This is a genomic window from Sandaracinobacteroides saxicola (assembly GCF_014117445.1).
GTDB lineage: Bacteria > Pseudomonadota > Alphaproteobacteria > Sphingomonadales > Sphingomonadaceae > Sandaracinobacteroides_A > Sandaracinobacteroides_A saxicola.
Genome location: NZ_CP059851.1, coordinates 3166652 through 3178334 on the forward strand (window position 1 = coordinate 3166652; position 11683 = coordinate 3178334).

Consider the following 11683-nt stretch of genomic DNA (forward strand, 5'->3'; position numbering starts at 1 on the left):
TGCACCATCGCAGGCTAAAGCGCGCGCCATTCCCGAACATCAGAGCGAGACTTTTTCCATGGCCGTGACGCGCACCTTCTCGATCATCAAGCCCGATGCCACCCGCCGCAACCTGACCGGCGCGGTGACGGCGATGCTGGAAGGTGCCGGCCTGCGCGTGGTGGCGTCGAAGCGCATCCAGATGACCCGCGCCATGGCGGAAGGCTTCTACGCCGTGCATCGCGAGCGGCCCTTCTTCAACGACCTGGTGGCGTTCATGATCTCCGGCCCGGTGGTGGTGCAGGTGCTGGAGGGCGAGGACGCCGTCGCCCGCAACCGCGCCATCATGGGCGCGACCAACCCGGCGAACGCGGATGAGGGCACGATTCGCAAGGTGCATGCCGAATCGATCGAGGCGAACAGCGTGCACGGCAGCGACAGCGACGAAAATGCCGCGATCGAGATCGCCTATTTCTTCGCCCAGACCGAGATCACGGGCTGAGCCGACCGTCGGCGCGGAAGCGCGCGGCGCCGGCATCGATCAGCGCGCCGAGTTCGGCGAACAGCGGCGCATCGACCTTGGCGAAGTTGAAACAGCTTTTGCCCTGCATCCGCTTGACCAGCGCCGCTGACAGCGGGGCCAGCATGTCGGGATGGACATAGACCGGGATGACGTGCGCGGAGACATAGTTCTTCTTGATTTCGACACCGCCGAAGCTGGTGCGGTAGCCGTCCTTCGCCCGCACCTCATGCGTGCCGAGATAATAGGCGGTCGGGCTGTCGGCTGTTACGACACATGACCGGGCGTGCCGCTCGAACAGCGGACGCAAGGCCGCGAAAATCGGCTCCAGTTCACTCATGACATGACCATAGCAGTGTTGGCGGCCTTGCTCCAGAACCATGCCCGCGTAAACTGTCCGCCAAAGGGAGAGCGGGCATGAGCGACATCAACATCATCGCCGAGGGGCTGGCCTTTCCCGAAGGGCCGGTATTCATGGACGATGGCAGCATCATCGTCTGCGAGATCGCGGCAGGCCGCATCACGCGGGTGCGGCGCGACGGCACCACCCATGTCATCGCCACACCCGGCGGCGGGCCGAACGGGGCGGCGATCGGCCCCGACGGCGCGCTGTGGGTGTGCAACAATGGCGGGTTCAACTGGGCGACCATCGACGGGATGCTGATCCCCGGTGCCCAGGCCGACGATTATGAGACCGGCCGGATCGAGCGCATCGACCTGTCCACCGGCCGGGTCGAGCGCGTCTATCAGACAGTGAATGGCCACAACCTGTCCGGCCCCAACGACCTGATGTTCGATGCCGCCGGCGGTTTCTGGTTCAGCGACCATGCCAAGATCCGGGCGCGGGAAAGCGACCATGGCGGACTGTTTTACGGGCGAAGCGACGGATCACTGGTGAAACAGGCAGTCTATCCGCTCGACCATCCCAACGGCGTCGGCCTGTCGCCCGATGGCTGGACGGTGCATGTTGCGCTGACCATGCAGCGGCTGATCCTGAGCTTCGAGATTACGGGGGAGGGCGAGGTGGCGCCGTCGCCGCTGGCGGCGGTGCCGGGGCGGGTGGCGGCGAGCTTCCCCGGGCGGGTGCTGCTGGACAGCCTGGCGATGTTCGCGGACGGCGACATCGCGCAGGCGACGCTGGTGGAGCGGCCGGGGATCGCCACGGTCAATCCGGCGACGGGCGATGTCAGCTATCGCGATTTTCCCGACCTGCTGACGACCAACATCGCCTTTGGCGGCGCGGACATGAGGGAGGCGGCGGTCTGCCTGTCCACCACCGGCAGGCTGGCGATGACGCGGTTCGACAAGCCGGGGCTGCGGCTGGCGTTCAACGGCTAGACCCTATTGCATTTTGATGGAATCAAAATGCGGGTCTATCTTTTTGTTGTCGTGCATTTTTATCGGAAAACCGCTTCACACTTTTCCGAAATGCACTCTAGCGCAGGATCGAAGCCGGTCGAGGCCGCCCCAGCGCTCGAACGCGGCCTTCGCGGCGGTTTCCACCGTTTCCGCCGTGTAGGGCGGCGGCAGCCTGTCGCCGCCGAAGAAGACCCAGGTGACGCTGTCGCTGCTGACGGCGCCGACGAAGCGCTCGCTGCGCGGCAGGGCGGGGTCGGGAGCGATGCCGGCGAGGCGCCGCGCCAGCGCCGGCGAGCCTTCGCCGATGCGCGGGCCGAGGTCCGAGACGATGAAGGGCACCGCGATGCCCTTGTCGGCGCGGAAGGCGACGCCGAGCGTGCCGGTGCGGACACCGAACGGCGTCAGCCGGTTGCGGGTGGGGATGACGGCGGTGGCGATGGTCAGCGGCTCGACATAGCGGCGCTGGTCGGTGACGGCGAAGGCCGGGTCGGCGAGCGTGGTGGGGGAGACAAGGAAGCCGTCGGGCAGCTCCGCGGGCTTCACGCCGGTGACGGTGCGGCCATTCACCCGCGCGCTGCCGGTGCCGACGACACCGAACCATTCGACCCCGCCAACGCTGCCGTCGCTCCAGCCGGCGGCGCGGATGCGGGCGAGATCGGTCATGAACTTGCCGGTGCAGGTGGCGTTGCTCTCGCTACCCTCGTAGCTGGGGCGGCCGGCGGGGTGGACGCGGGCACCGTTGCACAGGTGAATGAGGCCGCGGCTGTTGTCGAAGTTATAGGCGCGGCCGGAGCCATCGATGTTGATGTTGAGCTTCGCCTTCGCCAGCACGCTGCCGTCGGCGAGGAGCCGGATCGGCTGGTTGCCCGCCATCTTCGCGGTGCCGGGGCAGCCTTGCGCGGCGGCGCCCCCCGCGATGAGGGCGATGGCTATGACGAACGCGTGGCGCATGGCATCCTCCCGCCGATGACCGGCCCTGCCCCACCCTATCCGATTCGGCGGTCGCGCGCATGAGCGAAAGCATCGGCGACGCCCGCGCCATCGCGCTGTTCCTGGACATGCTGCGCGCCGAACGCGGCGCGGCGCGCAACACGCTGCTGGCCTATGCCCGCGACCTGGAGGGGGCGAGCGAAGCCCTGGCGGGCGGGCTGGCGGCGGCGGACACGGTGGCACTGGCGCGGCTGCTGGCGGGCTGGGGGGACCTGGCGCGGGCGAGCGTGGCGCGCAAACGCTCGGCCTTGCGGCAGTTTTTCGGGTTTTTGCTGGCGGAGGGCATCCGAGGCGATGACCCCAGCCGCCTGCTGGAGCCGGTCGCCACCGCACGCGCGCTGCCGAAGACGCTGAGCGTGGCGGAGGTGGACGCGATGCTGGCGGCGGTGGCAGAGGCGACGCCGACGCCCTCGGGCACGCGGCTGCGCGCGCTGGTGGAGCTGCTCTATGGCAGCGGCCTGCGGGCAACCGAGCTGGTCAGCCTGCCGCGCCATGCCATCCGGGCCGGCCAGGAGTTCGCCATGCTGCGCGGCAAGGGCGACAAGGAACGGTTGGTGCCGGTGAGCGCGGCGGCGAACGCGGCGGTGCAGGCGCACGCGGCGAATGTGCCGAAGGAGGCGCGGTTCCTCTTTCCCTCGGGCCGCTCGCATCTGTCCCGCGTGCGGCTGTTCCAGCTGGTGAAGGCGCTGGCGGCGCGCGCCGGCATCGCGCCCGAGCGGGTCAGCCCGCATGTGCTGCGCCATGCCTTCGCCACCCACATGCTGGCGGGCGGCGCCGACCTGCGCGCGTTGCAGACGCTGCTGGGCCATGCCGATATCGCGACGACGCAGATCTACACCCATGTCGAAACGTCGCGGCTGGTCGAGCTGGTCGCGTCGCGGCACCCGCTGGCGGATTGACGTTCCGGCTTGCGTGTGTATGATGCGCACTGTGAGAAGTTCCGACCTGATCGCTGAGTTATGTGCGGAAGGTTGGATTTTGGATCGGGTGCGGGGCTCGCACCATGTGTTCCGTCATCCGACGCGAGCGGGCATCACGGTTGTGCCCCATCCGAAGAAAGATCTGGGCGTCGGGCTTGTGGCCGCCATCCGACGCCAGGCCGGCATGAGGAAGGAGAGGTGATGCGCTATCCGATCGCGATCGAGCCGGCAACGGCCGGCACTGCCTATGGGGTGGTCATTCCGGACCTGCCGGGGGCTTTTTCAGCGGGAGACACGCTTGATGAGGCCATGGCAGGCGCGGAGGAGGCCGCGGCTGCCTGGATCGACGCGACCCTGGATGCCGGGGGTGCCATTCCTGAGCCTTCCAGCCTGGAAGCCGTTCGCGATGATCCCGCCTTTGCGGGATGGAGTTTCGGCGTGATCACGCTCGATCCGGCGCTGCTTGACGATGCCATCGAACGGATCAACGTCACGCTGCCACGCCGGGTGTTGCGGCGTCTGGACAGCATGGCCCGGTCGGCCGGCGCGAGCCGGTCCGGGTATATCGCGCGCATGACGCTGTCCGACCGGACGGCTTGAAACGCTATTCCGGCAGGAAGTCCGGCACGCTCAGGTACCGTTCGCCGGTGTCATAGTTGAAGCCGAGGACGCGGGGGTTGGCGCCGAGGTCGGGCAGCTTGGCGGCGATGGCGGCCAGCGTGGCGCCGCTGCTGATGCCCACCAGCATGCCCTCCTCGCTGGCGGCGCGGCGGGCCATCTCCTTCGCCTTGTCGGGCGCCACCTGGATCACGCCGTCGAGCAGCTGCGTGTGCAGGTTCGCCGGGATGAAGCCGGCGCCAATGCCCTGGATGGGGTGCGGCGCGGGCTGGCCGCCGCTGATGACCGGCGAGAGGGTGGGTTCGACGGCATAGATGCGCAGGTCCGGCCAGCGCGCCTTCAGCACCTGCGCCACGCCGGTGATGTGGCCGCCGGTGCCGACGCCGGTGATGATGGCATCGGGGGGGCTGTCGGCGAAATCGGCGAAGATTTCCTCCGCCGTGGTGCGGACATGGACGGCGATGTTGGCGGGATTGTCGAACTGTTGCGGCATCCAGGCGCCGGGCGTGGCGGCGACCAGTTCCGACGCGCGCTCGATCGCGCCCTTCATGCCGCGTTCGCGCGGCGTCAGGTCGAAGGTGGCGCCATAGGCGAGCATCAGCCGGCGGCGTTCCAATGACATGGATTCGGGCATGACGAGGATCAGGCGATAGCCCTTGACCGCGGCCACCATGGCAAGGCCGATGCCGGTGTTGCCGCTGGTCGGCTCGATGATGGTGCCGCCGGGCGTCAGCGCGCCGCTGGCCTCCGCCTCCTCGATCATGGCGAGCGCGATGCGGTCCTTGATGCTGCCGCCGGGGTTGCTGCGTTCGGATTTCACCCAGACCTCCGCGTCCGGAAACAGCCGCGACAGGCGGATGTGCGGCGTGTTGCCGATGGTGGCAAGGATGTTGTCGGCCTTCATGAGTCTGCTCCTGACTGTTGCGCCACGTCATGCCGCAGCGGGGCACGGGGCTTCAACCTGCTTTTGCTGTTTCGCCCTGAACCGGGGCTTCGTCCAGCCGGTCGGCATTGCGCAGTTCGGGGAACCAGCGCGCCCACAGCAGCGTGACGACGATCGCCAGCGCCCCGCCGATCACAACCGATTCGACCGCGCCGACGGCGGCGGCGGTGACGCCGCTTTCGAACTCGCCCAGCTCGTTCGAGGCGCTGACGAACAGCATCGAGACGCTGGAGACGCGGCCGCGCATGGCGTCCGGCGTGTGCAGCTGGATGAGGCTGCTGCGGATGTAGACGCTGACCATGTCGGCGGCGCCCAGCACCACCAGGCTGGCGAGCGACAGCCAGAACAGGGTGGAGAGGCCGAAGACGACCGTCGCCAGCCCGAAGATGGCGACCGAGGCGAACATCTTGACGCCGACTCCCTGTTTCAGCGGGCGTTGCGTGAGCAGCAGCGCGGTCAGCGCGGCGCCGGCGGCGGGGGCGGCGCGCAGCAACCCCAGCCCGTCCGGCCCGACCATCAATATGTCGCGGGCGTAGATCGGCAGCATGGCGGTGGCGCCGCCCAGCAGCACGGCAAACAGGTCGAGGCTGATCGCGCCGAGCACGATGCGGTTGCGGCGAACATACACCAGCCCTTCCTTCATCGATTGCCAAGGCGTCAGCGGCGAGGGCGCGGGACGGGGCACGGGCGCGATCAGGAACAGCGCCACCAGGGCGACCAACAGCAGCACGCAGGCGACGAGGTAGGGCGTGGCGGGGGCCAGCGCGAACAGCAGGCCGCCCGCCGCTGGCCCGCCGATGGCCCCCACCTGCCAGCCGATGCTGTTCCAGGCGATGGCGGTGGGCAGCACCGCGGGGGGTACCAGATTCGGCGCGAGCGCGGAAAGCGAGGGCGCGGCGAAGGCGCGGGCGACGCCGAGCACGAAGGCGACCGCGAACAGCGGCCACAGCGCGGTGGAGCCGGCGAGCGCCAGCCCGGCGAGCGTGGCGGCGCACAAGAGTTCGAGCGCGATGGCGGCGCGGGCGATATGCCGCCGGTCCAGCCGGTCGGCGATGATGCCCACGACCAGCACCAGGCCGAACACCGGCAGGAACTGTGCCAGGCCGACCATGCCGAGCAGGAAGGCGGCCTCTGGCACGCTGCGGCTGGCGCGGGCGAGGTCATAGACCTGCCAGCCGATCACGACGACCATCATCATCTGCGCCAGCGTGGAAGCGAGCTTGGCGGCGAAGAAGGCGCGGAAGGCGGGGAAGGCGAAGGGAGAGGCCGGCGGCGACACGCGGGTGTGGTTAGCGGGGCCGGCGTGGCTTGGGAACCCTCAGCGGAACCCTCCGCCCTGTCCGGCGGCGAGCGCGGCGATGAAGGCGGCGATGGAAAGCGCGGTGCGCAGCCGGTGCCAGCGTTCCCAGCGACCGCGCAGGCGGACGATGTCGGCGGGCAGCATGTCCATGCCATGGCGCACCAGCCTGCGGTTCAGCGGGACCAGGCGCCGCACCGTCAGCTGCATGCTGAGCAACAGCAGCAGCGCGGACAGGCCCATGGGAAGCACCGTGCCCGGCACGACCAGCGCGCACAGCAGCGACACCGCCAGCGATCCCAGCATCAGCGGCGGCATCGCGCGGCGGAAGCCGGCATCGCGCATGGCGTGCATCGCGGCATAACCGCTGGCCGGCAGGGCGCCGACCCGCCAGTCGTGGATGATGACCGACAGCATGATGCCGGCCTGCAGGCCGCAGCCGAAGATGGCGACCGCCGGCAGCAGGTCGAGGAGCTGAGGCGGCACGCTCATATCCCGACCAGCCCGCCGGCGGCGGCGACGATGGTGACCAGCATGATGATGACGCTGAACCCCACCACCGCGGCACCGATCAGCAGGGCGACCAGCGCATCCCGCGTCGATTCGTCCGGCGGCCCGCTCATGACCCTGTTTCCGCCGGCCGCGATGGAGCGCGAACCTGGCGGCGCCGCATCGCCGCCCCGACCATGCCGAAGCCGCCCACCAGCATCGCCCAGGTGGCGGGTTCGGGCACGCCTTCGGCCAGGAAGGTGCCCTTGTCCTGCAGCAGGTCGGCGATCAGCGCGTTGCCGCCGCCGCTGCGCGTCCAGAGATTGTAGCGATAGTCACGCAGCGCCGCGCCGCGCGAAGGCAGCAGGTCGAACGGCACGAAGGCGAAGGCGACCGACCCGAAGACATCGGCCTGGGGATCGGAAAGCGCGGTGACGGTGGGCGGGGCGCCATCGTTGAACGCGATCACCTGGCCGCTGCCGTTGGCGCGCAGCACCACCACCGCGTCGAACGTCACCCCCGGGCCGACCGGCGGCGTACCGGTGAACAGGCCGGGCGTGCCGGCGCCGCGGTCGATGCCCCAGACCAGCGAGATGTCCGGCGTCAGGCCGATGCGGTCGAACATGACGGCGCCGAATTGCAGGTGGCTGGTATCGATGATCACGGTGCCGGCGCCGATGTCCAGGTCGTCGGCCGGGGTGCCGGTGAAGCTGGGCAGGAAATCCCCGCGGGCATCGGACGCCACCGCCAGAACCGGGGAGGCGAGGCAGAGCATCGCGGCCAGGGCGGCGCGCAGCGGCGGGAAGGGAAGGGTCTTTCTCATGGCACTCTCCTGTTGGGCACGCGCGGAAACAGCCCGCCGGCCTGTGCGGCGGGTGTGGCCGCGGGGCGTGGCAGCGGGCGTGGCCGGGGACGTGGGTGCCGGCGTTGTTTTTTGGGCCGCATTGTGAAATCATCGCGCGCGGCGGGCCGCGGGTCCGCAGAGTGCGGAAGGACATGGGGTGGTCGGCGCGCTGCGGATTGATCTGATCGGCGGCCTCAGGGTGTTGCGCGATGGAGTCGCGGTGGCGCTGCCGCCGTCGCGGCGGGCGCGCGCGCTGCTCGCCTGGCTGATCCTGCACGAACGGCCACAGCACCGCGAGCATCTGTGCGAGCTGTTCTGGGACATTCCCGACGATCCGCGCGGCGCGTTGCGTTCGGCGCTGAGCAAGCTGCGGCCGCTGGTGAACGACGTCGGCCGGCAGCGGCTGGTGGCGGACCGGGAGGCGGTGCGGTTCGTGGCCGACGATGTCGAGGTCGACCTGCTGCATTACCGCACGCTGGTCGACAGCGACGACGCCGAGGCGCGGCGGCTGGCGTGCGAGGTGCTGGACCAGCCGCTGCTGGCCGGGCTGGACCTGCCCAACCAGGGCAGCTGGCAGGCCTGGCTGACGGCGATGCGGGACGAAGCGGCGGCGCTGCGTGCCCGGCTGATGCCCGAGGTCGCGGTGGCTGCCCCCCTGCCGCTGCCCACCGACCCGCTGCTGTCACGGCAGCGGATCGGCTTCACGCTGGCGCGCGATGGCGTGCGGATCGCCCACGCCTCGGTGGGCGAGGGGCCGCCGCTGGTGAAGGTGGCGAACTGGCTCAACCATCTGGAGCTGGACTGGGACAGCCCGATCTGGGCGCCGCTGTTCCGCGAGCTGGCGCGCGACCATCGCTTCATCCGCTATGACGAGCGCGGCAACGGCATGTCGGACTGGCAGGTGGCGGACCTGAGCTTCGATGCCTTCGTGCGCGACCTGGAGGCGGTGGTGGCGGCCAACCGGCTGACGCGCTTTCCGCTGCTGGGCCTGTCGCAGGGTGTGGCGGTGGCGATCGATTATGCCGCCCGGCACCCGGACAAGGTCAGCCACCTGATCCTGTGGGGCGGCTATGCCGCGGGCTGGCGGCATGAGGACAATGCCGAACTGCATGCCGAACGCGGCGCGATGATCACGCTGGTGCGCCATGGCTGGGGCCGGACCGATCCGTCCTATCGCCAAATCTTCTCCCAGGCCTTCATGCCGGGGGCGACGCATGAGGAGATCGACTGGTTCAACGATTTCCAGCGGCGGACGACGTCCGCTGAAAACGCCGCGCGCTTCATGGACGTGTTCGCCGACATCGACGTGCGGCACCAGCTGGCGCGGGTGCGCTGCCCGACGCTGGTGATGCACGCGCGCGGCGACCGGCGCGTGCCGCTGGAACAGGGGGGCCGGATCGCGGCACAGATCCCGGGCGCCGAGCTGGTGATCCTGCCCACCGACAATCACCTGCTGCTGGGCCGGGAGCCGGTGTCGGCGGCGTTCGTCGCCCATGTGCGGGCGTTCCTGGCGCAGGGATAAAACAGTGTTTCAGAGCGAGCCTCGATCTGATTGCATCAGATCAGCCGCTCTGTCTTTTTGTTTTGCCGCATGGGTTTTGCGATGCTGGTGATTCCACCAGATCGGAACATGCTCTAGATATGGATCGGTTTGCCGCGCACCGCCATCGCCGCTTCTTTCATCGCTTCGTTGTGCGTCGGATGGGCGTGGCAGGTATAGGCGATGTCCTCGCTGCTGGCGCCGAATTCCATCGCCTGCGCCGCCTGCGCGATCATCGTGCCCGCCATGCGCCCGATGATGTGGACGCCGAGCACGCGGTCGGTCTTTGCATCGGCGATGATCTTCACCAGGCCGAGCGTGTCGCGGTTGGCCTTTGAGCGGCTGTTGGCGGCGAAGGGGAATTTGCCGATCTTCAGCGCGTGGCCGGCGGCCTCCGCCTCCTCCTGCGTCAGGCCGACGCTGGCGACCTCCGGCTGGGTATAGACGACCGCCGGGATGACGGCGTGGTTCACATGGCCATGGAGCCCGGCGATGTTCTCGGCGCAGGCGACGCCTTCATCCTCTGCCTTGTGCGCCAGCATCGGGCCTTCGATGACATCGCCGATGGCCCAGATGCCCGGCACGGCGGTGGAGAAATCGGGATTGGTGGGGATGCGGCCCTTGCCGTCGAGTGCCAGCCCGGCCTTGTCCAGCGCCAGGCCATCGGTGTTGGGGCGGCGGCCGATCGAGAGCAGCACGATGTCGGCGTCGAGCGTCTCGGCGGCGCCGCCAGCGGCGGGTTCCAGGGTCAGGGTGGCGCCGGCGCCCTTGCGTTCGATCTTCGCAACCTTGGTGCCTGTCTTCAGCACCATGCCCTGCTTCACCAGGATCTTCGCGAATTCAGCGGTGATTTCGCGGTCCATGTTGGGCGTGATGGTGGGCATATATTCCACGACGGTCACCTTGGCGCCCAGCCGGCGCCAGACGCTGCCCATTTCCAGCCCGATATAGCCGCCGCCGACGACCACCAGATGGCCGGGCACCCTGGGCAGCTCGAGCGCCTCGGTGCTGGTCACGATCACCTCGCCATCAGGCACGACGCCAGGGATCAGCGCCACCTCGCTGCCGGTGGCGATGATGAAGTTCCTCGCGGTCAGCCGGCGTTCGCCGACCATGATGGTCCGGGCATCCACGAAGGCGGCGGCGCCCTTCACCCATTCCACCTTGTTCTTCTTGAACAGGAACTCGACGCCGCCGGTCAGCTCCTTCACCGCCTTGGCCTTTTCCGCCTGCATGGCGGGGAGGTCGAGTTCGACGCCCGACAGTTTCACGCCGAACTTGGCCATGGCGCCATGCGCCGCCTCCTCATACAGCTCGCTGGCGTGCAGCAGCGCCTTGGACGGAATGCAGCCGACGTTGAGGCAGGTGCCGCCCAGCGTGGCGCGCTTTTCCACGCAGGCGGTTTTCAGGCCGAGCTGCGCCGCGCGGATGGCGGCGACATAGCCGCCGGGGCCGGCGCCGATGATGATCACGTCAAAGTCGGGAGTCATGGATTGTCCTTGGAAATCGCGGGAACGAGATCGGTCTGGGAAAAGTCGTTGCCCTTGAACAGCAGCGGACGATTCGCCAGCTGGGCGGTGGCATAGACGATACAATCACCAAAGTTCAGTTTGGCGGGGTGGTTGCCCTTACCGAATTGCTTGGCAGCCTGTCGCGCCAGTCGGGCATGTTCTGCGGTGAACGACAGAGTCCCCAAACCAAGCATTGCGATGGTATCATCAAGACGCGGGCCCAAAGGCTTTTTCAGATCGCCGTCCAGCTTCAGCGCCGCTTCCAGGTAGGTCACCGCCGCCATCGCAGGCGTCGATTCGGCAAGAATCAGCCGAGCGAAGGATTCCGCTTCGGGTTCACCATAGATGATGGCCAGAAGGGCAGATGTGTCAACGATCAATGCGGCAGGCCTTGATCGTCATACATCCAGGCATCGAATTGCTCTGCGGTCATGGCGTCGGGCCGCAAGTCCGCCTGTATGGAACTGGCCATGGCCCGAAGTGCAGCCAGTTTCGCTTCAACTTCCGCCTGGCGCGCGCCTTCGAGGCGTGCCAGCCGTTCGCGCAAGCTGACGACAACAGCGTCCGTCATGCTCTCACCCGTTTTCCTGCTCAACCGCTCCGCGAGCGCCCATGCGTCGTCATGCTTGATGTTCAGCTGTCGTCCCACGACCGAGTCTCCAGGTAGAACTCC

The 11683-nt window shown here is 68.5% G+C and carries 16 protein-coding genes; 6 read left to right on the forward strand and 10 right to left on the reverse strand.

Going from position 1 to position 11683, the window contains the following annotated elements:
* Nucleotides 1-58: 58 nt before the first annotated feature.
* A complete protein-coding gene (ndk, locus tag H3309_RS15870; RefSeq protein ID WP_182295954.1) occupies nucleotides 59-481 on the forward strand; it encodes a nucleoside-diphosphate kinase in 423 nt (140 codons plus the stop codon).
* Here ndk and H3309_RS15875 read toward each other — a convergent pair.
* Nucleotides 471-839, reverse strand: coding sequence for a hypothetical protein (locus H3309_RS15875; protein WP_182295956.1), 369 nt, complete (start codon nucleotides 837-839; stop codon nucleotides 471-473). The genes ndk and H3309_RS15875 overlap by 11 nt on opposite strands.
* A 77-nt stretch (nucleotides 840-916) precedes the next feature.
* Here H3309_RS15875 and H3309_RS15880 point away from each other — a divergent pair, with 77 nt between their 5' ends.
* Nucleotides 917-1837 carry an SMP-30/gluconolactonase/LRE family protein gene (locus H3309_RS15880; protein ID WP_182295958.1) on the forward strand — a complete coding sequence of 307 codons (921 nt, stop codon included), beginning with the start codon at nucleotides 917-919 and terminating at the stop codon, nucleotides 1835-1837.
* Between the two features lie 75 nt (nucleotides 1838-1912).
* On the opposite strand, the gene H3309_RS15885 is transcribed toward H3309_RS15880, so the two are convergent.
* Complete coding sequence (locus H3309_RS15885) at nucleotides 1913-2809, reverse strand: hypothetical protein (protein WP_182295960.1); 897 nt, start codon at nucleotides 2807-2809, stop codon at nucleotides 1913-1915.
* 59 nt (nucleotides 2810-2868) lie between these two features.
* Here H3309_RS15885 and H3309_RS15890 point away from each other — a divergent pair, with 59 nt between their 5' ends.
* Genes H3309_RS15890 through H3309_RS15900 form a run of 3 tightly spaced genes read left to right on the forward strand, consistent with a single transcriptional unit; the run spans nucleotide 2869 to nucleotide 4368 of the window.
* The gene (locus H3309_RS15890; RefSeq protein ID WP_182295962.1) at nucleotides 2869-3747 is read left to right on the forward strand and encodes a tyrosine recombinase; all 879 of its coding nucleotides are present in this window, start codon (nucleotides 2869-2871) and stop codon (nucleotides 3745-3747) included.
* 22 nt (nucleotides 3748-3769) lie between these two features.
* Nucleotides 3770-3970 (forward strand): type II toxin-antitoxin system HicA family toxin, encoded by a 201-nt coding sequence (locus H3309_RS15895; protein WP_243453945.1) that lies wholly within the window; start codon nucleotides 3770-3772, stop codon nucleotides 3968-3970.
* Entirely contained in the window at nucleotides 3970-4368 is a 399-nt protein-coding gene (locus tag H3309_RS15900; protein ID WP_182295964.1) for a type II toxin-antitoxin system HicB family antitoxin, read from the forward strand. Before H3309_RS15895 ends, H3309_RS15900 begins: the two co-directional genes overlap by 1 nt.
* Before the next feature lie 4 nt (nucleotides 4369-4372).
* Here the strand turns inward: H3309_RS15900 and cysK are convergent, their stop codons facing one another.
* Genes cysK through H3309_RS17480 form a run of 5 tightly spaced genes read right to left on the reverse strand, consistent with a single transcriptional unit; the run spans nucleotide 4373 to nucleotide 7938 of the window.
* On the reverse strand, nucleotides 4373-5290 hold the full coding sequence (gene cysK, locus H3309_RS15905; protein WP_182295966.1) for a cysteine synthase A: 918 nt from the start codon (nucleotides 5288-5290) through the stop codon (nucleotides 4373-4375).
* A 52-nt stretch (nucleotides 5291-5342) separates the two neighbouring features.
* On the reverse strand, nucleotides 5343-6608 hold the full coding sequence (locus H3309_RS15910; protein WP_182295968.1) for an MFS transporter: 1266 nt from the start codon (nucleotides 6606-6608) through the stop codon (nucleotides 5343-5345).
* A 39-nt stretch (nucleotides 6609-6647) separates the two neighbouring features.
* Entirely contained in the window at nucleotides 6648-7112 is a 465-nt protein-coding gene (locus H3309_RS15915) for an anthrone oxygenase family protein (RefSeq protein ID WP_182295970.1), read from the reverse strand.
* A 2-nt stretch (nucleotides 7113-7114) separates the two neighbouring features.
* Nucleotides 7115-7249, reverse strand: coding sequence for a hypothetical protein (locus tag H3309_RS17590; protein WP_256401498.1), 135 nt, complete (start codon nucleotides 7247-7249; stop codon nucleotides 7115-7117).
* The gene (locus H3309_RS17480) at nucleotides 7246-7938 is read right to left on the reverse strand and encodes a PEPxxWA-CTERM sorting domain-containing protein (protein ID WP_243453776.1); all 693 of its coding nucleotides are present in this window, start codon (nucleotides 7936-7938) and stop codon (nucleotides 7246-7248) included. The genes H3309_RS17590 and H3309_RS17480 overlap by 4 nt, the downstream gene beginning before the upstream one ends.
* Before the next feature lie 178 nt (nucleotides 7939-8116).
* On the opposite strand from H3309_RS17480, the gene H3309_RS15925 reads away from it, so the two are divergent.
* Nucleotides 8117-9481, forward strand: coding sequence for an alpha/beta fold hydrolase (locus H3309_RS15925; protein WP_182295972.1), 1365 nt, complete (start codon nucleotides 8117-8119; stop codon nucleotides 9479-9481).
* A 113-nt stretch (nucleotides 9482-9594) separates the two neighbouring features.
* Here the strand turns inward: H3309_RS15925 and lpdA are convergent, their stop codons facing one another.
* Genes lpdA through H3309_RS15940 form a run of 3 tightly spaced genes read right to left on the reverse strand, consistent with a single transcriptional unit; the run spans nucleotide 9595 to nucleotide 11659 of the window.
* Nucleotides 9595-10989, reverse strand: coding sequence for a dihydrolipoyl dehydrogenase (gene lpdA, locus H3309_RS15930; RefSeq protein WP_182295974.1), 1395 nt, complete (start codon nucleotides 10987-10989; stop codon nucleotides 9595-9597).
* Nucleotides 10986-11390, reverse strand: coding sequence for a type II toxin-antitoxin system VapC family toxin (locus tag H3309_RS15935; RefSeq protein WP_182295976.1), 405 nt, complete (start codon nucleotides 11388-11390; stop codon nucleotides 10986-10988). The genes lpdA and H3309_RS15935 overlap by 4 nt, the downstream gene beginning before the upstream one ends.
* The gene (locus H3309_RS15940) at nucleotides 11387-11659 is read right to left on the reverse strand and encodes a type II toxin-antitoxin system VapB family antitoxin (protein WP_182295977.1); all 273 of its coding nucleotides are present in this window, start codon (nucleotides 11657-11659) and stop codon (nucleotides 11387-11389) included. Before H3309_RS15940 ends, H3309_RS15935 begins: the two co-directional genes overlap by 4 nt.
* Nucleotides 11660-11683 lie beyond the last annotated feature (24 nt).